At 52.5% G+C, this 26,739-nt stretch carries 21 protein-coding genes; 5 read left to right on the top strand and 16 right to left on the bottom strand.

Annotated elements, in window-relative coordinates; genetic code table 11:
- Positions 1-40 precede the first annotated feature (40 nt).
- The 3 genes from EHT25_RS14890 to EHT25_RS14880 form a co-directional block, all read right to left on the bottom strand.
- Positions 41-2,065 carry an alpha/beta hydrolase domain-containing protein gene (locus tag EHT25_RS14890; RefSeq protein ID WP_221622278.1) on the bottom strand — a complete coding sequence of 675 codons (2,025 nt, stop codon included), beginning with the start codon at positions 2,063-2,065 and terminating at the stop codon, positions 41-43.
- Positions 2,066-2,177: 112 nt separating this feature from the next.
- The gene (locus EHT25_RS14885) at positions 2,178-3,602 is read right to left on the bottom strand and encodes a sulfatase family protein (RefSeq protein WP_124875778.1); all 1,425 of its coding nucleotides are present in this window, start codon (positions 3,600-3,602) and stop codon (positions 2,178-2,180) included.
- A 385-nt stretch (positions 3,603-3,987) separates the two neighbouring features.
- Positions 3,988-4,311, bottom strand: a complete 324-nt coding sequence (locus EHT25_RS14880) for a thioredoxin domain-containing protein (RefSeq protein ID WP_185731368.1) — start codon at positions 4,309-4,311, stop codon at positions 3,988-3,990.
- Between the two features lie 231 nt (positions 4,312-4,542).
- On the opposite strand from EHT25_RS14880, the gene EHT25_RS14875 reads away from it, so the two are divergent.
- Positions 4,543-5,760 (top strand): PAS domain-containing sensor histidine kinase, encoded by a 1,218-nt coding sequence (locus EHT25_RS14875; RefSeq protein WP_124875774.1) that lies wholly within the window; start codon positions 4,543-4,545, stop codon positions 5,758-5,760.
- Positions 5,738-6,793, top strand: coding sequence for a response regulator (locus EHT25_RS14870; protein ID WP_124875772.1), 1,056 nt, complete (start codon positions 5,738-5,740; stop codon positions 6,791-6,793). Before EHT25_RS14875 ends, EHT25_RS14870 begins: the two co-directional genes overlap by 23 nt.
- A gap of 13 nt (positions 6,794-6,806) precedes the next feature.
- Here EHT25_RS14870 and EHT25_RS14865 read toward each other — a convergent pair whose 3' ends face one another.
- The 11 genes from EHT25_RS14865 to EHT25_RS14815 form a co-directional block, all read right to left on the bottom strand.
- The gene (locus EHT25_RS14865) at positions 6,807-7,715 is read right to left on the bottom strand and encodes an SMP-30/gluconolactonase/LRE family protein (protein ID WP_124875770.1); all 909 of its coding nucleotides are present in this window, start codon (positions 7,713-7,715) and stop codon (positions 6,807-6,809) included.
- 83 nt (positions 7,716-7,798) lie between these two features.
- Positions 7,799-8,911: a bile acid:sodium symporter family protein gene (locus EHT25_RS14860; protein WP_185731367.1), complete on the bottom strand. Its 1,113-nt coding sequence runs from the start codon at positions 8,909-8,911 to the stop codon at positions 7,799-7,801.
- A gap of 149 nt (positions 8,912-9,060) precedes the next feature.
- On the bottom strand, positions 9,061-10,341 hold the full coding sequence (locus EHT25_RS14855) for an amidohydrolase/deacetylase family metallohydrolase (RefSeq protein WP_124875766.1): 1,281 nt from the start codon (positions 10,339-10,341) through the stop codon (positions 9,061-9,063).
- Positions 10,342-10,388: 47 nt separating this feature from the next.
- On the bottom strand, positions 10,389-11,606 hold the full coding sequence (locus EHT25_RS14850; RefSeq protein WP_124875764.1) for an aminotransferase class V-fold PLP-dependent enzyme: 1,218 nt from the start codon (positions 11,604-11,606) through the stop codon (positions 10,389-10,391).
- A gap of 24 nt (positions 11,607-11,630) precedes the next feature.
- Positions 11,631-13,085, bottom strand: coding sequence for a PQQ-dependent sugar dehydrogenase (locus EHT25_RS14845; protein WP_124875762.1), 1,455 nt, complete (start codon positions 13,083-13,085; stop codon positions 11,631-11,633).
- Positions 13,082-13,465, bottom strand: coding sequence for a c-type cytochrome (locus EHT25_RS14840; protein WP_229311545.1), 384 nt, complete (start codon positions 13,463-13,465; stop codon positions 13,082-13,084). The genes EHT25_RS14845 and EHT25_RS14840 overlap by 4 nt, the downstream gene beginning before the upstream one ends.
- A 274-nt stretch (positions 13,466-13,739) precedes the next feature.
- Positions 13,740-15,497, bottom strand: a complete 1,758-nt coding sequence (locus tag EHT25_RS14835; protein ID WP_124875758.1) for a PQQ-dependent sugar dehydrogenase — start codon at positions 15,495-15,497, stop codon at positions 13,740-13,742.
- A gap of 131 nt (positions 15,498-15,628) precedes the next feature.
- The gene (locus EHT25_RS14830; RefSeq protein WP_124875756.1) at positions 15,629-16,876 is read right to left on the bottom strand and encodes an amidohydrolase/deacetylase family metallohydrolase; all 1,248 of its coding nucleotides are present in this window, start codon (positions 16,874-16,876) and stop codon (positions 15,629-15,631) included.
- 27 nt (positions 16,877-16,903) lie between these two features.
- On the bottom strand, positions 16,904-18,127 hold the full coding sequence (locus EHT25_RS14825) for an aminotransferase class V-fold PLP-dependent enzyme (protein ID WP_124875754.1): 1,224 nt from the start codon (positions 18,125-18,127) through the stop codon (positions 16,904-16,906).
- A 68-nt stretch (positions 18,128-18,195) separates the two neighbouring features.
- A complete protein-coding gene (locus EHT25_RS14820) occupies positions 18,196-18,657 on the bottom strand; it encodes a RidA family protein (protein WP_124875752.1) in 462 nt (153 codons plus the stop codon).
- A 102-nt stretch (positions 18,658-18,759) separates the two neighbouring features.
- Positions 18,760-19,884 carry a FecR family protein gene (locus EHT25_RS14815; protein ID WP_124875750.1) on the bottom strand — a complete coding sequence of 375 codons (1,125 nt, stop codon included), beginning with the start codon at positions 19,882-19,884 and terminating at the stop codon, positions 18,760-18,762.
- A gap of 199 nt (positions 19,885-20,083) precedes the next feature.
- Between EHT25_RS14815 and EHT25_RS14810 the strand changes: the two genes are divergently transcribed.
- The 3 genes from EHT25_RS14810 to EHT25_RS14800 all read left to right on the top strand — a co-directional run bounded on the left by EHT25_RS14810 (position 20,084) and on the right by EHT25_RS14800 (position 23,795).
- Positions 20,084-20,863, top strand: coding sequence for a ThuA domain-containing protein (locus EHT25_RS14810; protein WP_124875748.1), 780 nt, complete (start codon positions 20,084-20,086; stop codon positions 20,861-20,863).
- A 113-nt stretch (positions 20,864-20,976) separates the two neighbouring features.
- The gene (locus EHT25_RS14805) at positions 20,977-22,200 is read left to right on the top strand and encodes a DUF5009 domain-containing protein (protein ID WP_124875746.1); all 1,224 of its coding nucleotides are present in this window, start codon (positions 20,977-20,979) and stop codon (positions 22,198-22,200) included.
- A gap of 68 nt (positions 22,201-22,268) precedes the next feature.
- Positions 22,269-23,795 carry a T9SS type B sorting domain-containing protein gene (locus EHT25_RS14800; RefSeq protein WP_124875744.1) on the top strand — a complete coding sequence of 509 codons (1,527 nt, stop codon included), beginning with the start codon at positions 22,269-22,271 and terminating at the stop codon, positions 23,793-23,795.
- Between the two features lie 32 nt (positions 23,796-23,827).
- On the opposite strand, the gene EHT25_RS14795 is transcribed toward EHT25_RS14800, so the two are convergent.
- Together EHT25_RS14795 and EHT25_RS14790 are read right to left on the bottom strand one after the other, a co-directional pair.
- The gene (locus EHT25_RS14795) at positions 23,828-25,453 is read right to left on the bottom strand and encodes a S8 family peptidase (RefSeq protein WP_124875742.1); all 1,626 of its coding nucleotides are present in this window, start codon (positions 25,451-25,453) and stop codon (positions 23,828-23,830) included.
- A gap of 459 nt (positions 25,454-25,912) precedes the next feature.
- Positions 25,913-26,536, bottom strand: a complete 624-nt coding sequence (locus EHT25_RS14790) for an RNA polymerase sigma factor (RefSeq protein WP_124875740.1) — start codon at positions 26,534-26,536, stop codon at positions 25,913-25,915.
- Between the last annotated feature and the right edge of the window lie 203 nt (positions 26,537-26,739).

Below are 26,739 nucleotides of genomic sequence, written 5' to 3'. Positions count from 1 at the left end.
GCTCCGGCGGCAGATACCCTAGAGAAAGCGGTTATGCCGACTACTTCAATACGTCGCTGGCTTCGGCGGTTCGGATGTATTTTTGAACGTCTTCCTCCAGCAACAGACGCCGTTTCGCCAGATCCTGAGCAACTTTCCGAACCGCTTCGACGTAGTTTGCGTGCGTTTGGTAGCGTTCCTGCAACGACAAACGCGGATCGTGAACCGACAGCCGTTCGGCTTTCGTGGTTTTAAACGGAATGTACTGTCCGGAACCCTCACAACCTTCGTTTTCGCCAAAACCGCTCCGGCGCAGCGCCCAGCCGGTGGTCGTTGCCACCGGAACTGCAACGGGCGGCAACCGAATACCGGCCACTTCATTGCCGTCCGGATCGACTTTCGATACAAAAGTCACATAAACCGGTCGATCGGTTACTGTCGGTGGGTAGTTGCCAATCGTTCCCCGCGCAAAATCCGGCCCGAAATCGAGTTGGTAGCGGGTGGTAATCAGCCCGGTATAGGCCACCCCCGGAATTGTGGGCCAGCCCAGATCAGCCTGCGGAACCAGACCGGTTTGACTACCGGGTTGAGGAATCGCCACGGCGGCCGTGCCATCGGATCGGCGCGGAACTGCGCTCTCGGGCGGTTGGGTGCCTTTCGTCACCCATTCATCCAGCGCAACGAAAAGCGCCCGCAACAGCGGTTCGGCGTTGGTCGGATTCTGCAATTGCTGACACATCCCCTGGGATGTCGCGTTTCCCGTACCGTGTTGTGCACCCGATACCAGAAAAAACCGCACGTTTTCGGGATCGGGCAGGTCGTTTCCTTTCGGGTCGGTATGCAGCAGCGACGCGGCCTTTACCCAATATTCGTTGGCCGAATTGATCTCAAAAACCTTCGGGCAGGTATTGGTAGCGGAACAGGCCGCACCTCGACCTGCGGTTTTCCCGGATAACGGGTCGGTCAAAACCGGGTAAGCAAATGGGAAAACACCTTCGGGGTACAGGTGATTCTGCCGGTTGCGTTCCGTGCGCGACGGTTGGGCAAAGCGAACGTTCAGGCCGATGCCGTTGCCACCGCCCAGCCAGTTTTCCATGCCATCGATCACGCGCCGGTTTTGTTCATCGGCATTGAAACCGAGTGTCTGAAAATCGTTCAGATACCGGGCGGGCTGCGAAAGGGCGTACGAAAACGTATATTGAACATCGTCCGCCAGTGGATTGGGGTGACCAACATCATCGGTTTTGGCGTAGCGCAGAAACGATACAAAATCCCGGGTGGCGGCAAAACCAATACCCGCAACGATGGGATCACGGGCGGTATAGGCAAACTCATACACCGCACTTTGCCGAAACGTTGTTCCGGCGGGCAGCAACCGGATGGTCCGGTCGTTGACGTATTCCCAGCCGTCGGCCGGAACCGGGGTTGCGGTATCCTGCAACCGATTACGAACCGTCAAAACCGCCCTGGATTTGTCGAGATTGGCCGCCGGATACGCCAGGCTGTACGAAGCCGAAGTCGCGTTATCGAAGGAAATGTATTCGTACGAAGGCCCCATAATCGCAGAACCGTCGGTCTGTCTGGCAACAGGAACGCTGATGGTCAGGTTGTTATTGGTAGCAGCGGCCGAAGGGTCCCAGCCGTTCCAGACGAGCGTGTAGCCCCGGTTCATCAGAAAGCTTTCTCCGGCCTGGGCGGCCGTTGTGGGGTCATTACCACCCATGCTGTTATTCAATCCGCCGAAGAGCTTGCCGCCCCGGTTGTTGACTTCCAGAAAGAGTCTGTGGTTCCCGGTTTTCAGGTCAATCGGTTTCAGGATATAAATATCCATCACGTATTCGACCATGCCCCGGGCGTTACGGGGCGCCAACCGAAGATCGGTGATCACGGCATTCTGCGGCCGATTCGGATCGAGTTCACCGTAGGCTTTTCCACGCAGCTTTTCGTAGGCGCCTACCGACCCGAACACGCGCCCCTCAAACGCGGGTGACTGACGACTGCCGATCTCGATCCGGACAATCCGGGCCTGCCCGGATTGCGCGATAATCACCAGAAACAGAAGCAATTGACTTAAGCGAAGGGTCACAGCAGGGGATGGTTACGGTCAAACGAAACTGTCAACTAAAGACGTCCTTCGCCTGATCATACCCATGGGTTTGCCGATCGTTTCTGAATTAATTCCGGCGGTTTCGGCCTGGCTATTTGACGGTTTCCTTCAAAACCGCATACCGCTTCCGCAGTTCGTTCAGTTTTTGGGTATAAACCGGATCGCTGGCCCGGTTTTTCGTTTCGTGCGGATCGGCCGCGATACTGTACAGCTCTTCGTAACCGTGTTCGATAAACTTCATGTATTTATAATCCCGCGTCACAACGCCCTCTACTTTCGGCAACCGTGGGCTACCCATAAACGTGTGTTCGTAAAAGAAATCGGTTCGGGCCGTGTTCTTCATTAAATCCATTCCCTGCATCGTTTTCGGGATTTCGATTCCGGCAAAAGCCAGCAGAGTTGGGGCAATATCGATGTTCAGGGCTATTTTGGCCGGTTTTGTCCCTTTTTGGCTCGCGGGCAGCGATGGGTCATAGATGATCAGTGGCACCCGAATGGACTCTTCATGCCCAAACCACTTGCCTTCCATGCCGTGTTCGCCCAGGTAAAACCCGTTGTCGCCCATGAACACGATGATCGTATTTTTATCCAGCTTCCGTTGCTTGAGCTGCGCCACCAGATTGCCCACCACTTCATCGACGCCCGTGATCAGGCGGTAATAATCCTTGACGGTTTTCTGGTGCAGCTCCGGCGTTGAAAACAGCGGTTTCCAGCGTTCCCGGCCAATATTCTGGTCGGTTCGGAAAAAATCCGGAAAACTGTTCCAATACACGGGATCGGCGGTTTCGGGCGTTGGAACGGTAACGTTTTTGTATAAATCCCGAAACCGCTCCTGAATCGGATACGTAGGCGGATTGCCGTCCAGCTCGTGGGGTGCCTTGAAACTAACCGACAAACAGAAGGGTTCTTTTCCGGCAAAATCGGTCAGAAACCGGCTGATGGCGTGGCCGACACTATCGGTGTGGTGGATCGGTTTTCCGTTTGCATTGGTAAGCGCATACGGCGGCTGGCCTTTTCGATTACAGGCCCAGAAATCGTACTGGGTATCGGGCGGATTTTCGCCCACGCCGTATTTTCCAACAAATCCAATTTGATAACCGGCCTTTTTGAGCAGCAACGGATAGGTATTGGCAACCGCTTCCGGCGAAAAATCCGTTGCGAAATCGTTGATCTTATGCCGGGATTCGTACTGCCCGCTCAACAGACTGGCCCGGCTGACACAGCAGATGGCCGTCGTAACATACGCGTTCGGGAATAACAAACCGCCTTTCGCCAGCGCATCCAGATTGGGAGTTTTAATGATCGGATTACCCATTGCGCCGAGCGCATCCCAGCGGTGGTCGTCCGTCAACAGGAAAATGAGGTTTGGTTTTCCGGGCGACATCGCTTTTTCAGGCAGATCAACCAGGCGGATTGCCCCGAATAGAACGAAGGTGGTGAGTCCCAGCAATCCGGCCATTCGGATTCCGGCTTTTGGTTTCGAGCGTGTTCGGCTACCTGGTTTACGACTTGTCATTCGGCGGTTTTTACCCTAAAAGTCGATAAAACGACGGAGGAGCCCAAGCAATCGCCCGTAAATTCGTCGTCATTTACGTTAAATCGGGAAGGGGTATGCCGGCGGAGTACATCCGGGGCATTCTAAGCCAATTCTAAGTTTTTATTAAGCTCCTTCTTACTTTCCTTCATCAATTTGCGAACCGATCCTGCTGAGAATCCCGCCTGTTCGGATTCCGGATCGTTATGGTTGAGCGCGTTTTGAGTAAGATGGTAGCTAAAAACCCTGCCGGAGCGGTTTAGACTCTGACAGGGTTTTATTTCAACTGCACTCCTTTTTACGTTTCCGAACAGCAAGTCAGGATTACTTCAACTTTATTAAAACACACTTTTGCATTCTGTTCTTTTCACCCTTTTGCTTCTTCCTGCAATTGGGTTGTCAAATGCCCGATCAACTCCTCTGCGTCGGGCAAACCGTTGTAGCGCCAGATTTCGATCCCGTGTTTCAGCAACACAAACGACGGAAGCCGCTGAATTCCAAAACTTAAGACGACTTCGGGATGAATAATGCCATCGACGCGCGTAATCCGGATGCTTTCACCTAATTCCTTTCCAACCTGCTCCAGCGCCTGATTGACCGCTGCCTGCTGCTTAATCGAGTTAGGCACAAATACCAGCAGAACCGCAGTTTTGGCGGGAACAATGAGCGGCCGAAAAAGAGTCGAGTTCATAAAATCAAATTGTGGTTTCTGGTTCATCGTTTACGAGAACGGAGCTAACTGAGCCAGTGACTTATTCACGTGTCAACAGCGCACTGTAAAATTGCCACCTTTACGGGGCTTGAAACATGAGATCGGTTGGCTGGGCAACTGATCCTTGTCAGCCTTTTCCTTTTTTTTCCGACTTATCTTGCAACAAATTCCGGGATACGGTTTTCTTTGCAACCTACCGGACCGAACCGTATGATTACCGACCTGTTTTCTGCCGTTTTTGCCAATGCCACCATCGGCATTATTCTCTCCGACAACCACGGGCGCATGATTTCGGTGAGTCACTTTGCCCAGAAACTCTTTGGGTATACCGAAGCCGAAATGGTTGGCCAAACCATTGAATTGCTGGTACCGGACTCCCTGGTCAACCTTCACAAAAATCTTCGGAAATCGTTCAACGCGCACCCGGAAGTACGACCGATGGGCCACGGACGCGATTTGTACGTCAAACGGAAGAACGGTTCGCTGTTTCCCGCCGAAATCAGCCTGAGCTATTTTTACCAGGACGAACAATTGTACATTGTGGCTTACATCATCGATACGACTTATAAAAAAGAAGCAGAACAGTCGCTCATCGAACAGAAAAACCGCATCGAGCAATTGAATGCCGAACTGGAGCAAAAAGTAGCCGACCGAACCAATGCGCTCATGGTGACGCTACACCAGCTGGAGCTATCGAAAGACGAACTTTCCAAGGCGCTGGCGACCGAGCGCGAACTGGGCGAGCTGAAATCGCGGTTTGTTACGATGGCGTCGCACGAGTTCCGGACCCCCCTGAGCGCCATTCTTACCTCCGCCGATTTGCTGAATAAATACACAACTTCCGAGCAGCAGGACAAACGAAACCGCCACATCCAGCGCATCAAAGCATCGGTGAATCACCTCAACGACATTCTGGAGGAGTTTCTGTCGGTTGGCAAACTGGAAGAAGGCAAAATTGAAGCGTCGTATTCCCTGTTTGATCTTAACGACCTGGTAACCAACATTGTCGCAGACATACAGGGTTTATTGAAAGCCGGACAAACCATTCAGATCGAGCACGATTGTGCCTCCAGCGTCTGGCTGGATAAGTCGCTGGTTCGCAAAATGATGGTGAATCTGCTGTCGAATGCCATTAAATATTCCGGCGAAAACAAGGTGATCCGCATTCACCTCTGGTGCCGCGACGGCCGGGTTCGCATTTCGATTCAGGATGAGGGCATCGGCATGTCGGACGAAGACCAGAAGCATTTGTTCGAGCGGTTTTACCGGGCCAAAAACGTCACCGCCATTCAGGGAACCGGGTTGGGGCTGCACATCGTCGCCCAGTATTTAACCTTGCTGAACGGCACCATCAATTTCCAGAGTAAGCCTAACGACGGAACCACCGTAACCTTATCCTTTAGTCATGAAGACGATCCTGCTCATTGAAGACAACGACGACATTCGGGAAAATACCGCCGAAATTCTGGAACTAGCCAGCTACCACGTTCTGATGGCCGAAAACGGCAAGATCGGCGTGGAAAAAGCGTTGGCGACCCGGCCCGATCTGGTCATTTGCGATATTATGATGCCGGTTTTGGACGGCTTTGGCGTGCTGCATATTTTCAACAAAAACCCGGATCTGTCGGGCATACCGTTCATTTTTCTGACCGCCAAAACCGAGCGGGCCGACTTCCGCCGGGGCATGGAAATGGGCGCGGATGATTACCTGACCAAACCCTTCGACGAAATTGAATTGCTGAGCGCGGTGGAAGGACGGCTGAAACGGTTCGACCAGATGCGGCCCGCCTACGAACCGACCAAAGACGGTTTGGGGCAATTTCTGGACGACGCCCACACCCTGACCGGCATCGACTCGCTGACGGTGGATCGGAAAGGGCATTTTGTCAAGAAAAAGCAGTTTGTTTATTCGGAAGGCGACGAACCGACGCGGCTTTATTTCGTGCAGGCGGGTCGGATAAAAACGTTCAAAACCAATGCCGACGGCAAGGAATTCATCACCGGTTTGTATCAAGCGGGCGATTTTTTCGGGTATGTCAATCTGCTGGAGCAATCCGATCATACGGATTCGGCCGTGACGCTCGAAGATTCCGAACTGGTGTACATTCCGAAGGAAATCTTCATCGATCTGCTTTCGCGCGACGGCGAAGTGGCCCGGCGGTTTGTTCAGTTACTGGCCAACCGGGTTACCGACCGCGAACAACAATTGCTGAACATGGCGTACAGTTCGCTGCGTCGGCGGGTAGCCGATACGTTGCTTCGGCTACACTCGAATCTTCAGGCCACTGATAACGAACCGGTTATTCAATTTTCACGGGATGACCTGGCCGCCATGGTCGGAACGGCAACGGAATCACTCATCCGAACGCTGAGCGAATTTAAATCCGACGGTTTGATTGACATCAACGGCACCAACATCCGCGTGCTCCAGCCCGAAAAGCTGAAACGGTCACGCTGGTAAGGAGACGGCGGTTTTACTTCTTGCGCATTGCCCACTCCCGGCCCGGTTTGTCGACCCGGAAACTTTCCAGATTGCCCTGATCCTGGAGCGTGACGTAGGCCGTACGGCCGTCTTTTCCACCGAAACAGATGTTCGTGGGGCGTTTGCCGACCAACTGGATTTCCTGCACCACTTTGCCGTCCGGAGACACTTTGGCGACGGTTCCTTTGCCAAACCGGGCGATGTATAAATTACCGTCGGCGTCGCAGCGCATGCCATCCATGCCGAAATCCGGAAACTCGATCAGCAGCCGTTTGTTGCTCACCTGACCACTCGCCGACAAATCGTACACCCAGACTTTTCGCTGGTTCGACTCGTTGACGTACAGCCTTTTATCATCGGGGCTCACCTCGATGCCATTGGTGGTGCCCATGTTTTCTTCCAGCGCGGTCACCTTGCCGTCCGTGTCGATTCGCCAGATGTTTCCGGTATTGTTTTTCCAGCTCGGATCGCTCGCGTAAAGCCGGTCCTTGCTGTCGATCGCAATGTCGTTGGGCTGGTTCATACGCGGTTCGTTGGCAAACACACTGACGGTTTTCGTGCCGGCCGCCACTTTCAGGATGTTGTGTTTGGGATAATCAGCGATGAACATATCGCCTTTCCTGCTGAACCGGATGCCGTTACCGATGCTGCCTTCGGGTAATTCAACGAATACGCTGGCTTCACCGCCCGCCGTAACCTGTCCGATCGTGCCCTGCTTGCCAAAATTGACCGCGTAAACCGTCCCGGATTTATCCACCGCCGGACCTTCGACGCCGGACGTAAAACCGTTCACCGGTGTAAAAACCGTCGATTTGAACAAGTCCTCAGCGGTTTTCGCCGAAACGAATAATAGGCCAAGCCCGGCAAACGTGGCCGCTGCAACAAGCGATACTTTTTTCATCAAAAAAGGTTGGTTAGTTTATGGTTTAGTGTCTATGGTTGGAAGTAATATCTATCAACACAAAACCATAAACGGATTAAAAGCTACAAACTCCGGTGCCCGTGCACCATTTCCTGCGGGGCTTCCCGCTCTTCTTTGGGCATCCGGCGGTGCCACCACGACGCCAGAATGGAGCCGGTAATGTTCATCAACGGCCCAAAAATGGCCGGAGCCAGACCAACGGTGGCCATTTTGCCCATTTGATTGGCAATGCCCGACGCCAGACCGCCGTTTTGCATACCCACTTCAATGGCGATGGTACGGCAGTCGCGCTCGCTCATCCGGAACAAACGCCCCGACCAATAGCCCAGAAAATATCCGGACAGGTTGTGAATCAGGACCAGACCGAGCAGAATCGGGCCAATCGAAAGCAGGCTATTGCGCCCCGCCGAGGTAATAATGACAATGATAAAGGTGATGCCAAACATCGACACATACGGCATGGCATCGTCCAGCCACTTGGCTTTTCCGCTCAAAAAGTGATTGAACAGCAGACCTGCGCCAATCGGCAGAATCACCATTTTGGTAATGTCCCACATCATCGCCAGCGTATCGATTTCGACGAAAGCCCCGGCCAACGTCCGCATTAGAATCGGTGTCACAAAAGGAGCCATCATGGTGGAAATGGCCGTAATCGTAATGGATAAGGCTAAGTTGGCTTTGGCCAGGTATGAAATCACGTTGGAAGCCATGCCGTTGGGCGAACAGCCGATCAGGATAATACCGGCAGCAATTTCGGGCGGCAAACCACTGATGCTCGCCAGTGTAAACCCAATGGAAGGCATGATGATGAAGTGACTGACGACACCGATCAATACCCCGCGCGGCATTTTAACCACGCCCACAAAATCGTTGAGACTCATCGACGTACCCATCCCGAACATGATCAGCTGAATCAATGGCGTAATTAATGTGCTGAATTTAAAGCCGTTGTAGGAAACAAAATACGTCGGATAAAACAAAGCCGTGGTGACCGCGGCAAAAATCATGACCGTGTACGAAAACCCTTTCAAATTTTCGAAACCCCGAAAACCGATAGCAACGGCCAAAAAGAAGGCAATCAGAAAAGGTCCGGCCATCGGGAGATTTCCGGAAATCATCAATCCAAGCGCGACCAGCAGGCTGATGCCCGCCAAACCCAGAATCAGTTTATACATGGTAATTTTTCAAAGGTTTAGGAAAAACATCCAAATATAACAGTTTACGGTGATGTACCCACGGACTTTAGTCCGTGAGCCCAAGCTATTCCAGATGATGCTGAAAAACCGGAGAATGTCACGGACTGAAGTCCGTGGGTACGTCAACGTCACTGCGCCCGCGGCTGAACCACAATCGGGTCGGCAATGCCGTTCAGGTCGTAGACGATCCGGCCTTTGCGGATGGTCATTTCGCAAGTCAGCTTTTGTTTGCCTTCAATTTTGTGACCAGTGTAATCGAAGAAACCAAAATAACCGGTGTCACGAACCGCAAATTTACCGTCCTGCAAGTCCAGAATGGCGACGTCCGCTTCCGAGCCTTCGCTCAGGCTACCGAGTTCGGGGTGTTTGATCGCCAGCGCCGGGCTGTACGTGCTGGCTTTGATGACGCTTTTCAGGTCCATGCCCATCGCCAGAAATTTCGACATCACGTTCAGCATGTCTTTCATCGCGTTGTTCATGCTGCCGGTGTGAATATCGGTGCTGATCGTGTTCGGAAAAAAACCGCTTTTCAGGGCCGGAATGGCTTGTGAGAAGGCAAAACTAATGCCGCCGTAGCCGACGTCGAAAATAATTCCTTTCTTCTGCGCTTCCCAAACGAACGGTTTTATCTTGTTGGTCGTCACGTCCAGAATCGGTTCGCGGGTGCCCAACTGCCCGAAACAGTGGGTGAATATGTCGCCCGGACGCAGGTGTTGCAGGTACAATTCTTCGATGGAAAGCGTCGGTTTACTACCGCCAAAGTCGATCATCACCGGTTTGTTCGCTAATTTTCCGGCTTCCACGGCGCGGTCGGTGGGCGTCCAGTCGTGGCCGTTGAAGTGCGCCAGTTTAACGCCAACCACCAGATCCGGGTATTTCTGGGCCATTTCCGCCGTCGCTTTGGAATCCATATCCTCGATGTTCTGCTCGAACTTGCCGCCCCGCATGCCGCTGCCGACAATGTTGAGCAACGCCAGCACCCGCGTCTGAGACTTATCAATGGTCTGTTTCTTGAACGTTTCAAAATCACGCCAGCCCGAACAACCCGCATCGACGATGGTCGTCACGCCGTTCCGAAACGTAAAACCGTCGGGCGGCAGCGCATTCGGACCGTTGCTGTAGGTCTGATCCATATTCGTTCCGAAAAAAACGTGCGTGTGGATGTCGATCAAACCGGGCGTAACGTATAAGCCTTTGGCTTTCACCACCTGCCGGGCGCCGGTTGCGTCGATGTCCTTGGCTACTTTTGCAATTTTGCCGTCCAGAATCGCCACATCCATGATGCCGTTGAGGTTATTTTTGGGGTCGATGACGTGGCCACCCTTGATCACAACGTGATACGGCTGCGCCCAGGCGAGCTGACCGATGGCAATCAAGCCGGTCAGGACGAAAAGAAACGGTTTTTTCATGGGGAATAGTTTAGGGTAGAAATAACAAATCCGACTCGTTACCGGCCTCAAACCGCCTTCGAAAGTTCCTCTTTGATCCGTTTCGCGACGATTTTTTCCTGACCCGGTTTCAGCATCCAGACCGTCACGCCGATGCTGCTGGGACCACCTCCGCCCACTTCAATGGACGGATCGCCCGCCCGCAACGCTTCCTGAACCTGTTTTCCGGTCACTTTCAAAACCGCCGGATCCCAGGAAATGCGCAGTGACGGGGTATGGTTGCCCAACGGATTCACGCGGACTTCGGTTTTCACACCGTTAACGGTTTTCACCGTGCTTTCCACGTGCGCAACACCTTCTTCCCAGCCTTTCCAGGTTTTGGCAAAATCCTGCGCCAGAAACTTCTCGACCGCGACATACATCCCCAGAATTTCCTCCTTGTTCACCTTCATCCCGCGACCGATGTTGTAGCCGCGCGGGGGCATGTGTTGCCGGGCAGCCGCAATGATGTCTTTTTTACCCATCAGCAAACCGGCACTTTGCGGTCCGCGCATCGCTTTTCCACCCGATACAACCACAAAACTGAAACCCATATCGTTGAATTTATACAGGTTTTCGACCGGCGGCACGTCGGCGGCAATGTCGATGGAAGTCGGGATGTTGTGTTTTTTGCCCAGCGCCACCCACTCCTCGTGCATGATCTTGCCCTTGTCCGACTGGATGTGCAGAAAATGCAGCAGGGCGGTTTTTTCGTTAATGGCCTTTTCCAGTTCCTCGACGGTTTCGATGTAGACCATCTTGCAGCCGGTATTGATCAGCGCGTGGTTGTAAACGATTTCGTGGCCTTTCTGACAAATCACTTCGGATTTCATGCCGGTGCCTTCCAGGTGCGGCAACGCTTCGATTTTTTTCTGGTCCATGCCCGTCAGAATCCCGGCCAGGCCCAGCGTCATCCCGGAGAACGCGCCCGACGTCACGACGGCGGCTTCTGAATGCACCAGTTTGGCGATCTTCTCCCCGACCTTGTCCTCCAGTTCGTCGAGCAGACAGAACTCTTTCGAGGCATAATTGATGGCTTCGAGCACTTCGTCGTGCATCAGCGAGCCCGTCATGTAAGTCAGTGTTCCGGCGGCATTGATGAACGTCCGAACACCGAGTTCTTTGAACAGATCGCGCTTGGGAGCCGACATTGCAGCGGCTTCGGACGATAAGGGCAGTCCGCCAACCAATCCGCCCAAAAGAGGGACACTCGACAGGCGTTTGATGAGTTTTCTTCTGCTTAACATACGGTTTTTAATCGATTGGTTTGACTACTTACGTTTCTTCTTCGTGGCTTTCGGATCGGCGGGTAACGTAATCTTCCAGATGTTGCCGCCCTTGCCGCCGTATTCAATAATATAGACAGTATTATCCACCAGTAACGCATCCGTTGGCTCCGTAAAACCGTCGACAATTCGGGTGGTTTTGACCGTATAATTATCCGTGCTTTTGTTGTAAGCTAAATCAAGATGTAATAAGTCCCGGCCCTGTTTTTTGAGCGGGTTGATGAGGGTTGAACCGCGTCGCGGACCGGCGTAGCGAATGACAAAACCATCGCCTTTAAATTCATCGGCCAGCACTTTTTTGGTATCAAAAAACAAAGCCAGCGGTGAGCTGTGCGCATTAAAGGTTCCAACGCCAACGCCCGTTGAATCACCGTCCATGACGACACCGGTTTTCAGTTCCCGGTATTCGTTGGCATCGGGGCCCATATTCAAAACCGGGCCGGTAAACTTGACACCCGCCGGTTTTTTCGGAAAATCGGGGTCGTTCCGGAAATACCGCATCAGCCATGCGTGGGCGAACTTGCTCATAAACGGATCTTTTTCCGGGTCGGGCTGCCAGTCGGGATTTTGCTGCGGATTATCGATGCCGCCCATCACCCACGGAAAACCGTAATGATGCCCCTGCCGGATCCAGAACATGTCTTCGGCGTGGTCGTAATCGCCCGAATTGGAAACCGCAAACAGCTTTCCATCCGCGTCAAAAGCCATGTCGTACGCATTCCGGATTCCTTCGGCGTAAACGTATCCGGCCGCCCGTAGTTTGGCTTCATCATTCGCCAGCTCCAGGTTTTTCGCATCGACCGGAAACCGGAAAATGCGGGCTGTCAGGGCATTATCCCGCGCATTCGGATACACGCCACCATTGTCCTGCACCTCACCGTGATCGGTCCGCGCGCCGGTATTGACGTAAATGTATTTCCCATCCGGGCTTACCTCGAGCGCATTCCAGCCGTGATCAAAGGTAGTTTTGTTCGTGCCGTATTCAACGGTGTTGAACACGACCGTCATCTCCGGTTTTTCGCCCGACGCCAGGTCGTAGCGGACCATCCGGCCCTTCGTTCCCTTGTTGTTGTTGACGCTGATGTTACCGGCCAGAAACAGCGTATTTTTCAGAAATGCTGCTCCCTGCAAGCGCGTAATGCCGTGATCTTCCGCCGAAAAAACCTTCTCCGCCACCGGCGGCTGCCCCTCTGCCGTCTTGATTCGGAACACATCACCGGTAAACGTGGTGTAATACATTTCACCGGAAACCGGATGTTGAATCAGCCGCACGGCTTCGGGACCGACGGCCATGTAGTGTTCCACCTTGATATCCGGCCGCAGGGCCATCGGCGGAACCGGTGGTTTTGCATCCGGGCTTTGCGCAACGGCTAAAACCGGGCAGCAAATCACGATAAGCAACCGGTTTATTTTTCCAAAAAATGCGTTTAACGGGTTCATTTCGTATCGGTCTTCGTTGTATTTAATTTGCGCAGAAAGGCGACCAGCTGCCAGCGTTGTTCTTCCGAAAAAACGTCTTTAAAAGGCGGCATATTTCCGCGCCCGTTCGACAGTTTCCAGAACAAAGCTCCATCCGTTTGCTTCGTTACTTCGGGGTCATGGAAGTTGGCCGGTTTTGATCCCAGTGAACGACCCGCAGCACCGTCGCCAAAACCGGTTTCGCCGTGGCAGGACGAACAATATTCCATGAATAATTCTTCGCCCTGCGCCAGCGTCAGCGGCTCCGTCGGGAAGTGGCTTTTCAGCGTATCGGCCCAAACCGGGGCTTTCCATCTTTCCGGTTTGGGGTCATCGGTTTTGAGGTTATGAGTAAAACCCATAATGCCAATCAAACCCAGGATTAAAAGACCGACAGGATATCGTCTAAACAAATGCATAAATTGAAACTAAAAATAATAGGCTGTTTATTTTAAATTAATAGCCCACGGTTTAAACCGTGGGTTTCAAATGAAATAAGTACCCGAAACTCCTGAAACCGTTTTAACGGTTTTCGGCAATCAAAACCGTTAAAACGGTTGGAATGATCCGGTGTTTTCCGCGAACCCACGGTTGAAACCGTGGGCTGGTAATTTTCCGTACCGATCTTTTTTCTGTTTATTTCTTCTTTTTAACCGTCTTCCGAACGGCACCCACCTCATCCGCCGTAATGGCAGTGGCTGAATTGCCGAAGTTTTGCCGGACAAACGTCAGCACCTCCGCGATGTCTTCGTTCTTCAGAAAGTCGTGTTGCGGCATCACGTTGTTGTACGACTGGCCTTTCACTTCAATCGGTCCGTCGAGTCCTTTTAAAAGCACTTCGATCAGGCGGTTTTTGTCGCCCAAAACCCATTCGGAATCGGCCAGGGGTGGAAACCGCTGCGAGTCGCCCCGACCGTTGCGCTGGTGGCAGGCGGCACAATACACGGCGTAGACTTTACTGCCCATCACCGGTTTGTCCTTGTCCAGGTTGTCGGCAATTTGGTCCGGCGTCCGGATGGTCGACATCGTCTTCCGTTTTTCCATCTGCGCCAGTTGCGCCGATCCAAATTTCGACTTATCGCCTTTGTACGTAATCTTCCAGATTTTGCCTTTTTCGGTTTCGGCGATATACAGCGACCCATCGGGTCCCATTGCAATCCCCATCGGCCGATACACCGCATCGCTTACGTTCACGACGGGATCGACCCCCGCAAAACCGTCGGCAAACACCTCCCAATCGGTGGATGGTGAGCCGTTTTTGTCGGGAACAAAACCGATGAAATAACCGGCCTGCGGATAAGGTGCGCGGTTGGTCGAACCGTGGAAAGCAATGAAAGCGCCGTTTTTGTAATGCGCCGGAAAACCGTTTTTGGCACCGGTTCCCTGGTAAAACACGAGGTCGTTGGGTGCCCAGTGCGCCGGAAAACCGATGATGGGCTGCTCATACTCAGCGCCTTTGCCCTGCTTTTTGCCATCGCCACCGTATTCGGGATTCAGGAGCTTTTTCTTCTGAATCTGGTCGTAGTAATAATACGGCCAGCCCGCGTCCATCCCTTCTTTCACCCGCAAAAACTCTTCGGAGGGCAACACGGCGCTTTGCCAGGGTGTGTACAAATGCGACCATAACATCAGAAAATCGTCGCGGCCGTGTCCGACGGTATAGAGCGTTTGATCGACCGGATTCCAGTCCAGCGCCACAATGCTTCGCAATCCGGTGGCAAATAGCTTCCCGTCTTTTTGGGTCTGCCCCGCTTTGTTGGCATCGAACCGCCAGATGCCGCCGTGGTCGGCGAGCAAGCCGCAGGGATTCAGACCCGGCGAACTCGGAATGCGGTTTTTCTCCTGACACGCGTTGGAACCGGCCCCGAACGGCACATACATGTAGCCTTTGTTGTCGAACGCAACCGGTTTGGTGATGTGCTCGTGCATGCCGTGGGCGTGGTCGTCGGTCAGAATCACCTCCGCCGGACCTTCCGGAACCAGTTGGCCGGGCGTCAGTTTGTAGCGATACACGATCAGTTCGGAACTGAAATACAGGTAGCCGTTGTGAATCCGCATCGCCGTTCCGTACGCCCGCTCGCGCGATAGACCGCCAAACCGTTTGATGATGTCGGCCCGACCGTCGCCATTGGTATCGCGCAAGGCGATTACCGACTCGTCCTTATCGCGCACAAACCGCGCTTTGACGTAAATATCGCCGTTGTCGTTGACGGCCAGGTGCCGCGCCCGACCCGCCAGACTGTCGACCACGACAGTCGCTTCAAAGCCTTCGGGCAGAAACAGTCCGCCATTTTCCGCCGTCCGGGCCGGCAGGTTGTTTTGGGAATCCCGCTGCGTAAATCCAACAGCAGCCAGCAGAATTAGCAGACAGCTTTTCGTGTAGAATTTCGACATTTAAAACGTTCGAGTTAGGTTTTAATAGACAAGAGAAATAAGACAAGAGAAATAAGACAAGAGACGTGAGACAAATTCCAATGACTTCGATTGTTTATTATCTCACCTCTTTTGTCTCGATTCTTTACTCTTTACCGCACGACCAGCGGATTGGCAATGCCGTTGAGATCGTACACAATCCGACCGCCTTTGATGGTCATTTCGCATTCAAATTTTTTCTTGCCTTCCACCCGGTATCCGGTTTTGTCGTAGAAGCCAAAATTACCCTCCCGCATCGTTAGAATGGCCACATCGGCGATGGCTCCAACCGAGATATGCCCCAGCATTTCGCGCTTGATCACCTGCGCGGGCGTCCAGGTACTGGCTTTGATCACATCCGGCACCGACTCGCCCATCCCGACGAATTTGGACATGATGCTCAGGAGGTCTTTCATCGAACCGTTCATGCTGCCGGTGTGCAAATCGGTGCTGATCGTAGTCGGCAAAAAACCGGCTTTGACGGCGGGAATGGCCTGCGAATAATTGAAGCTGGCGCCCCCGTAGCCCACGTCGAAAACAATGCCCCGTTTGCGGGCTTCCCAGACAAACGGTTTTACTTTCCCGGTGGCTTCGTCCACAATCGTTTCGCGAACATTGTCGTCCAGCAAGGTATAGGTGTGGGTGAAAATGTCGCCGGGGCGGAGGTGTTTCAGGAACAGTTGCTCGAGCGACAACGGCGGATTGTGCATCCCGAAGTCGACCATTACCGGCATATTCGCCAGTTTCCCGGCTTCCACGGCCCGGTCGACGGGCGTCCAGGTGCCACCCATGTAGTGTGCAACTTTGAAACCGACCACATCGTTCGCATTTCCGAGTGCCATGGCAGCCGCCATTTTCGGGTCCATGTCGGTCGTGTCCTGTTCCCAGTTGCCGCCCCGCATGCCTTCGCCAACAATGTTGAGCAGCGAAAGAACCCGCGTTTTTGACGAGAAAATGATATTTTTCTTGAAAGCCGGAAACGACTGCCAACCTGCTCCACCCGCATCAACGATGGTGGTAACGCCCACGCGGAACGTAAAACCGTCGGGCGAAACCGCCGTCAGGCCGTTACTCAGGTAGTGATTCGGTTCGGTGCCGTAAAAAACGTGGCCGTGGATGTCGATCAGGCCGGGTGTCACCAGCATGCCTTTGGCATTGACCACCTGCTTGGCCTTACTGGCGTCGATGTTTTTGGCGACCTGCACGATTTTACCGTCGGTAATGGCCACATCCAGCACTTCGTTGAGGTTGTTTTTCGGGTCGATCACCTGCCCGCCCTTGATGACGATGCTATAGGTCTGGGCACGAAGCGTCCCCCCGATACAACCGATCAGCAAGACTAAAAAATACAGTTTTCGCATGGGTTTAGGAGTAATAAGCAACTAAAATCAGACCGACGCTTTCGTGAGTTCTTCCTTTAATCGGGTTGCGACAATCTTCTCCTGACCCGGCTTCAACATCCAGGTGGTCAGGCTGATACCGCCCTGTTCACCCACAACTTCAATCGACGGATCGCCGTTGCGCAGGTTTTCCTGCAGGGCTTTCGTCGTCAGATTGATTTTGGCGGGTTCCCACTTGATTCGCAGGGTCGGCGTGTGATTGCCCAGTTCGGGCCGGAAGGTTTCCACCGAAACGCCATTGACTTTTTTAACGGTATCGGAAATATGCGCCACGCGGTCTTCCCACATTTTCCATTCCTTCTGCTGATCCTGACCGACGAATTTTTCGAGCGCGACGTACATGCCCAGAATTTCTTCCTTATTTACTTTCATCCCGCGACCGATCGTTGAACCACGGGGCGGCATGCTCAGCCGGGCAGCGGCAATCAGGTGTTTTTTGCCCATCAGAATCCCGGCGCTTTGCGGCCCGCGCATGGCTTTTCCGCCCGAAACGCACACCAGATCAAAGCCCATTTCGTGGAATTTCCAGAGGTTTTCGACCGGCGGCACATCGGCGGCAATGTCGATCATGGTCGGGATGTTGTGTTTCTTCGCCAGATTCACCCACTCCTGGTGCATGATTTTGCCCTGATCCGACTGGATGTTCAGAAACCACATCAGAGCGGTTTTTTCGTTGATGGCTTTTTCGACTTCCTCGACGGTTTCGACAAAAACCATCTTGCAGCCCGTATTGGTCAGGGCGTGCGAATACCCGACGTTGTGGCCTTTCTGAACGATCACTTCGGATTTCATGCCGGTGCCTTCCAGTTGCGGCAGCGCTTCCACTTTCTTCTGATCCATGCCGGTCAGCACACCCGCCAGACCGAGTGTCATGGCCGAGAAACAGCCCGCCGTTACCACCGCCGATTCGGCGTGAACCAACGCGGCAATTTTCTCCCCGACTTTAGTCTGCACATCGTCGAGCATCATGAATTCTTTGGAAGCCGCCTGAATGGTTTCCATCACCTCGTCCTGCATCAGCGAACCCGTCATGGCGGTGTAGGTTCCGGCGGCATTGATGAACGTTCTGATTCCCAGCTCTTTCACCAGGTTTCGGGGAGCCAGCGAGGTGGTTGCGGCCAGGGCTGATTGCAACGGCGCTGTACTGCCTACCAATCCGCCCAGCAGCGGCATGGTCGATAACCGTTTGAGGATTTTTCTTCTACTGATCATGTCGATGGGTTAACTAAGACGTACAAAAAAACCGCCCTCCCGAAGCGAAAGAGCGGCCTGAAATTCAATTAAATGTAAGCGATACAGTCCATTTCAACGAGCGAATCGCCGGGAACACCGCCGTAAACCGCTACCGTTGTGCGCACCGGCGGCTTGCTGCCAAACCGGCCTTTGTACACTTCGTTCATGGCTTTGTAATCGTTCAGATCGTGCAGGAAAACCGTCACTTTCAACACTTTTTCCATCGACGAACCGGCTTTAATCAGCTCTTTTTCCAATTCTTTCAACACCTCATCCGTATGCACTTTGATATCACCTTCTTTGTGGTAGCCTTTTCCGGCCACAAAAACCAGATTTCCCATTTTGGTCGAACCGGAAAACAGCGGTACATCCTGTTCCGTAACCACATTGAAGACTTCTTTCTGCGGAGCAGCAGCGGCTTCCGCTTTCGAGGTGGCGACACCCAGACCGGTAATTCCGGCGACTGAGGCAAAAAGGCGTTTGAGGAGGGATCGGCGTTGTGATTTCATTAGAAAATTGAAGAATGGATAAATGAATACTAAAATTTTTAAGTAAATAAGCGTTTTTTTACATCTATTGCCAGATTTCTGGTCAAAAAAGAAACCGGTTTTTTAAAGCTGACAGCCTTTGCTGGTAATGATGATGTGTGCGTCCATTTGTTCGTAATGCGCACTGATGGTGTTACAGATCAAATCCAGCTTCTCAAATAGCGGTTCGTCGTCCAGCGAAGCCGTCAGGTAACAGTCTTTCATGACCTCTTCATCGTAGACAATTTTAATTCCGTACGATTTTTCAAGGGTGGCGAAAACCTCGGCAATCGGCGTTCGTTTGAAGCTAAACAGCTGATACTTAGCGGGCCCTTCCAGCATGGCCGGTTTCGGCACCACACTCTTGATGATGCGCGTGTCGGTCGGCGAAAAGACGATCTGCTGATTGGGTGTCAACACGATTCCGCCCAGTTTGTAATCTTCTTTCTGCTGTGAAACCGTCGCCTGCGTGCCCGCAAAAACCGATACCTTACCGGTTTTCACCAATACCTTTACCTGACTCGCATCTTCCGGGGCCTGTACCGTAAAACTGGTCCCTAACACCTTCGTTACCAATCCGTTGGCGTACACGTAAAAAGGACGGCTCGGGTCTTTATGGACTTCAAAAAACGCTTCACCCACCAGATAGACTTCCCGAATCTCACCCCCGAAATCGTTCGCGTAACTCACCCGGCCCTGCGGTTTCAACACGATGGTGCTGCCGTCCGGCAAATTGATCGTTTTTGGTCCGTTGTTGGCGTTGGCAACTTCCAGGAGCGGTTTTGAAACCTGCGTGATCAATTCCCGATACGTCGTTCCTGTTTTCGGAGCGGGTTGCTGAACCATATACCGCAGGAAAAAGCCCAGTACCAACACGATTCCGGCCGCAATCCCGTACTGCCAGGGCGTAAACCGGTACCATTTTACGGCTGGTTTTTCGATTTCATCGATCGAGAGTTGCAGCCGTTGAATTTCGTTTTTCACTTCCCGATCCGAAACAGGAGCCTGATCGGTCGGAAACCGCGCATACACCTCCGTCAGCGTACTCAGCAAATGGTAAGCCTTATCGATCAGTTCTTCCTTATCCGGATTTTGAGCCAGCCAATTCTTCCAAAAATCACTCTCGATAGGGTCATTTATTAATTTCCAACGCTGAAAAGACGGATCAATCGCTAATTCCTCCGGCTCAATATTCCGATAATCTTGCATACCAAACAGTAATACTTTGCTGATTACGGGTAAAGATGCAAGTGTGTACGGTCAATACTCCTTTTTTCGGAATAATATTTCGAGTTGATTTGTATCCCATTCCAGTATTTACCCAATTTTGGCAACCGTTCCCCCAAACTCCGTTTCAGGTACGGTTTTCCACCCGAATAGGACTAGTCAAACCGATCTCTTATTACGAATGAAAAAGGCTTCATTTTGCATTTTCTGCCTGGTTTTAGTATTCATGTTGTTCCACCCGGTTTTGGGCCAGCCGAAAAAACCGGCTTTTCGGGTTGTGGCGATGGCCGAAAAAGGCGGAGGAGTTCACGCGCCGTTTGTGGCAGCCGCGAAAGAATGGCTTCAGCAACTGGCAACGGAGAACAATTTCACCATTGACTACATCGAAAATACGGAACCGATCAATGACAAATTCCTGGCTAAGTATCAGTTATTCATCCAGTTGAATTATCCGCCGTACAGGTGGACCGACGTGGCGAAGGCGGCTTTTATCAAGTACATCGAACAGGGAAAAGGCGGTGGCTGGATCGGTTTTCACCATGCTACCCTACTGGGCGAGTTCGACGGTTATCCGATGTGGCCGTGGTTTTCGGACTTCATGGGCGGCATCCGGTACGTCAATTACATCCCTAATTTTGCCAAAGCGACGGTTCATGTAGAAGCCCAATCCCATCCAGCAATGAAAGGATTGCCGACCACGTTCGAGGTCGAGAAAGAAGAATGGTACCGCTACAACAAGAGCCCGCGTCCGAACGTCAAAGTACTGGCAACGGTCGATGAAGCTTCGTATTCCCCCGACTCCGAGGTCAAAATGGGCGGTGATCACCCGGTGATCTGGTCGAACGAGCGGATGAAAGCGCGAAATATTTACATTTTCATGGGTCATCACCCGGATTTGTTCAAAAACGCTTCCTTCAAAACCCTCTTCCGAAACTCGATATTCTGGGCCGCAAACCACTGATTAAGCCGATTTAATTGATTTAAACTGATTTTTTATCCGTAAGAATCCGTATCATCCGTTCAATCGCTACGGCGACCCGGCCGCGTTCCTATCCAATTATCAATAACTAACCTATGAGTAAACCTGAACCCGTATTCCCCCAAACCGTCCAACCGGTGATTAGCCCGGCGCGGGTCGGAGCGATCGATATGCTGCGGGCGTTGACGATGGTGCTGATGATTTTCGTCAATGATCTCTGGTCACTAAAGGCCATTCCCGTCTGGCTTGAACACGTGCCAGCAGGAGCCGACGGCATCGGGCTGGCCGACGTTGTTTTCCCGGCTTTTCTGTTCCTTGTGGGCATGTCGCTGCCCTTCGCGATTGACAACCGCCGGAAAAAAGGCGATTCGGATTTTCAACTGGTGAGTCACGTTTTGCAGCGGTCGGTTGCGTTGCTGACGATGGGCGTTTTTCTGGTCAACGGTGAATCGATCAACGCCGAAGCGACGGGCATGCACCGGCTGCTGTGGTATGCCATTTCGTGTAGCTGCTTCATCCTGATCTGGAATGCGTACCCAAAATCGATGCCGAAAGGGTTGAGTCGGTGTCTGAAAATCATTGGTTTGCTGATCTTGTTGACACTAGCAATTCTGTATCGTGGTGGTGACAACGGCGCATTAACCCGCTTCGAGCCCCATTGGTGGGGCATTCTGGGGCTCATCGGCTGGTCGTATCTGGCGGCTGCGCTGGTCACGGTTTTTGCCCGAAACCGGCTGGCGGTTTTGATCGCGGCCTGGGGCGGTTTTGCGGTTTTAAGCCTGGTAGCCCACGCGGACCTGTTGCCCAAAGCCGTCAGTTTCATTCCCGGTGCCATTCGCAACGGAACGCTGGCGGGTCTGAGCCTGGGCGGTGTCGTGATCGCAACGCTGTTTCAGCAGTACCGAAAGAAAGCCAATAACCGACAAATGACGCTCGTTTTTCTGGCCATTTCGGTTTTACTTATCGGTCTATCGGTACTCACGCGCCCGTATTGGGGACTATCGAAACTGGACGAAACACCGGCCTGGCTGTTTCTGTGCAGCGCCTTCACGATGCTGGCATTTACGGTTATTTACTGGCTCGTCGATGTACTGGGAAAAGATCATTGGTTCCGCTTCATCAAACCCGCCGGAACCGACACGCTGCTGTGTTACCTGATTCCGTATTTTGCCTATGCCACCACGGCTTTACTCGGTATTCATCTGCCGGACTTCTTGCTGATTGGTGGAATGGGTCTGCTAAAATCCTTTCTGTTTGCGTTGCTGTGTGTCTGGATAACCGGTTTTCTGAGTAAAGCGGGCATTCGGCTGAGGTTATAAAATCACTAAAATTTCTCAAAAAAACCGTATCTTTCGTTTCCCCAATCACCTAAGCGATGTACTGAAAGATGCGAAGCCGTACCGTTCGGATGGTGTGTTGGCTGGTTTTATTCCTGCCCGGAATGGCTGTAAGTCAAAACCTCGTTCAGAATGGCGGTTTTGAAACGTACCGCTCCTGCCCGCGTCAGGATAATCTGCTCATCGAAGCAACTCCCTGGTACAATCCCAACGGCGCCACGCCCGACTTTTACCACCAATGTTTTCCGACCGTCCAGATGGAGTTGCCGCCCCATTCCGGGCAGGGCCTGGCCCGGCTGTTTCTGGATGTCAGTTGGGCCGAATACCTTGCCACTCCACTCAAAAAACCGCTGGAAGCCGGTGAGTGCTATTTTTTCGAAATGTACGTCGCCACGCCTACACCGAGCAAATACCTGAACGGAACCATCGGTGCGTATGTGTCCGAAAAAGCCCTCAATTCAACGGAAAAAGGCCTGTTCACGGCGGATGCCCAGGTGATTGACAACGTGCTGACCACCAGCATTCCGATGCTGCGTTGGGAGAAAATTTCGGGGTATGTCAAAGCCAAAGGCGGGGAGCAATACCTGACCATCGGAAGTTTCAAAAAACTGCCGGTTTTTCTGGGATATTTCTACCTCTTCGTCGACGATGTTGCGCTGTTACCAATTAAAACGGATTTAGGGAAAGACACCACGCTCTGCGGCCGGAAAAGTACCCTGCTGCTCGATGCCACCACGCCCGGTGCCACCGAATACCGCTGGCAGGACGGCAGCACCTCGCCGACGTTTTTGGTCACCAAAGCCGGTAGTTATTCGGTCACAGTTACGACGCCCTGCAAAACGCTGCGCGACACGATCAAGGTGGATTATGCCCTGGATTTTGACCTTGGCCGCGATACGACACTCTGTGACGGCCAGACCATTACGCTCAAAACACCGCCGAATGTGCCGCCGACCTTTCGCTGGCAGGACGGTTCAACCACGCTTACCTATCCGGTCGAACAGGGCGGTTTGTATAGTTTGCGGGTTCAGCAGGCCAGTTGCGTTGTTACGGATAGCATTCAAATCCGGTTTGTTCGGCCGCCCCGCCTGAATCTGGGGCTGGATCAAAATCTGTGTGGGGCCGAAGTGTACACGATCCGACCCGACTATGCCGAAGGAAAATTTGCCTGGCAGGATCAGACCGTGGAAGTGGTCCGGACGGTGGGCCAAACCGGTTTATTCCGGGCGTCGGTCAGCAATGACTGCGCCACGGTCAGTGACACCATCGGTATTTCGTACAGCGATTGCGGGTGTGTATTGTACACCCCCGATGTATTTACCCCCAATGGCGACGGGCAAAACGATGTCTTTCAGCCGTTTGGCTGCGGAGATATTACCATTAAATCCCTATCGGTTTTCAACCGCTGGGGCGAACTGATTTTCCGAACCGACGTACCGCCTTTTGAATGGAATGGAAATTACCTCGGAAAAACCGCTCCCTCCGGCGTCTATGGCTGGTTGATTCAGTATACATTGAATCAGGGAACCGGCGTGCTGGCAGAACAAAAACGGGGCGCACTCAGTCTGACCCGATAGTGCGCCCCGTCAATGTATAGTTCCAAAAACCGTTAGCCTTTCTTCTCGGCAGCAGCGGCCTCTTCGGCTTCGGCCAGTTTAACGGCTTCGTACAGATTGACAACCGCGCCGGTTTTTGACAAATCCGTGAAATTGACCAAATCGTTGGACTCCGGCCGAAGCACCTGCCGGTTTTGCACGATGGCCGATTTCTCAATGATGCGCTTCAGATCGGCGTAAGTCAGTTTCGGGAAATACGATTTCAGAACGGCCGCAATACCGGTCACGACCGGAGCGGCCATGCTTGTACCGCTCAGATTGTCGTACCCATTGCTGGGGGTTGTGGAATAAATGGCCGCGCCCGGCGCAAAGACATCGACGGTTTTCCGGCCATAATTCGAAAACGACGCCACCAGTCCTTCGTTGTTTTTGGACGTGATCGCGCCCACCGTAATCAGGTTCGGAATCGCCGATCCATCCATAAACCGGTCGGACGGAAAACTGGCCGTTGTGTCCAGCAACTTGTTGTCGTTACCAGCCGCATGAATCAGCAAGACACCTTTGGAAAGGGCGTACCGCATGGCGTCATCCACGGTTTTGCGCTGGGGCGAAACGTCTTTTCCGAAGCTCATATTGATGATCTGCGCACCGTTATTGACCGCATACCGGATCGCATTGGCCACATCCTTGTCGCGCTCATCGCCATCGGGAACCGCCCGAACGGCCATGATCCGAACCTGATCGGCCACGCCCAAAACACCAATATTATTGGTTCGGTCGGCACCGATGATTCCGGCGACGTGTGTGCCGTGCAGGGCATCGGGACCCGTAATATCGGCATTGCCGTAATTCGTTTCGCTCATGTCATCGGGTTTGTCGCCAACTATGGAGCGGCTTTCATAATCCGGATTGTAAGCGTATTCGGCCTTCGCTTTCAGGTCTTCCAGTCCGCGTTTCAATTCAGCCTGAATGTCTTCAGCCTGACCAAACCCCTGCGCGCTGGTCATTTCGTACATGGCTGCGGCTGCTTTCTTGACGAATTCAACATCGGTCGCCGGTTTTTTGAGGGTATTCGTGTCGAGTTTATCGACGCCCAATGCTTTTTTCAATCCGTCGATGATCGTCACCAGCTGGTTGCTGAAGGTGGTGTAGGATTCGTACTGCTCCTTGTATTCAGCACGTTTCTTTTCCATCTCGGTTTTGTATTTCACAAACTGATCGTATTCTTTCTGCTGCGCCGGTTTGAGCGACGACCGTTTTTTGCCTTCGTACAAAGGCCGCAGCCGGACGTATTGCCGGGTCACTTCGGCGGTTTCGTACTGGACATTGCGACCGTCTTTGCCGCCAATGAAATTCCAGCCGTGGACGTCGTCGACATAGCCATTTTTATCATCGTCGATTCCGTTTCCAGGGATTTCCTTCGGATTGGTCCAGAGAACGCGCTTTAAATCTTCGTGGGTGGAGTCGATGCCTCCGTCGATCACGGCGACAATCACGGGTGTTGGTTTGCGGTTGCTGAGTAATTCGCGGTAGGTTCGGTCGGTGCTGATTCCCCAGACGCTGTCGGCTTTCGAATCCAGGTGGAACCATTGAGAAGACTGGGCCTGGCTTTGGGCCGAACCCAGCAGGATGAATGTATAGAGACTAAGCAGTCGGAATACAATCGTTTTGAACGCCATAAAAAAGAAAAGTTATCGGTTAAGTTATTTTCGTTAACAACGGAAACGGAGACTGTGTTCGCGCTGGTCGCAGTTAGGTATAACGAATCGAAGGTGAATTACTATATATTTTACTGATTATTGGGTTCCGAACACCAAATTTCACCCAATTCAGGGGAGAACAGTGCGGTTTTTTCGAAAATTAAATGGGTTTGCTATAATCACCTGGCAGCCACCGATCGGCTAGTTAAAACCAGACTATATGGATATTTTTTAAGCGGACTTTCCAGTCGCATAGCGACTGAATGTTTGTAGTATAACCCGATTAACGAATTCTTTTTGGTCGCGTAGCGATCTAACAGGGTATTTTGTTAGGTCGCTACGCGACCGCCCGGCGGCCCGGCAAAATGAGCAAACTCGGCTGCTTTTCCTACAAACATTCGGTCGCTATGCGACCCAAAAGAAGTGTATATCCTTCAGTTATTTCAACAAACCGATGCCGGCCATCAGAAGGAAAACCAGCCCCGCGTACCAATAGTCTTTCAACTCCTTGAGCGCCCGCCAGAGGAGATTAGCAACCGCCCCGCGGCTCAGCGACATCACTTCGGCGATGGCTTCGTTGTCCAGATTTTCGTAAAACCGCAGGTAAATAATTTCCTGCTGGCGACGGGAGAGTTGCGGAATGAGTTGCTGCAGTTTTCGGACGTAATACTGACTGGTTTCGTCTTCGATGATGGCCGTTTCGATGGGCAAATCGCCAATCAATCCGGAATCAAAATCCAGTTCTTCGCTTTCTTCCAGCCATTTATCCGCGGTTTTCCGGCGGTAAATCCGTCGGCGAATCGACACCAGCAGATAGAGTTTGACGGAATCCGGCTGGCTCAGGGTCTGGCGTTTGTCCCAGATTTCCAGAAACAGATCCTGAATGCAATCCCGGATGACCTCGCGATCCCGGGAGAACTTGCTCCCGTAGTTATACAGCCGTTTGTAATACCGCTCGGCCAGTTCGCCCAACGCCAGTTCATCACCGTCCCGAAAGTGACGCCAGAGGTCGGCATCAGCAATCGCTTCAAGCGGACGGTGATTGGACGGTAAACGAAACATACAGCCTAGTGTCAAACAAATCAGCACTGATTATCAACGGGTAAACAACCATTGGTAACCTCAGGTCGGTCATCTTTCCTTCGCAAAAGCGACGGTCCGATCCTTTTTACCCTTGTTAAAAGAGGGATAGAGATCACAAAAATCAGGGCGTTCCCGGAATTTATAAAAAAATAAAATGATTTTTTTGATTATTTCCGGCAGGA

Source organism: Larkinella rosea, assembly GCF_003858635.1.
Classification (GTDB): Bacteria; Bacteroidota; Bacteroidia; order Cytophagales; family Spirosomataceae; genus Larkinella; species Larkinella rosea.
This window is presented reverse-complemented; position numbering and strand designations above follow the sequence as displayed.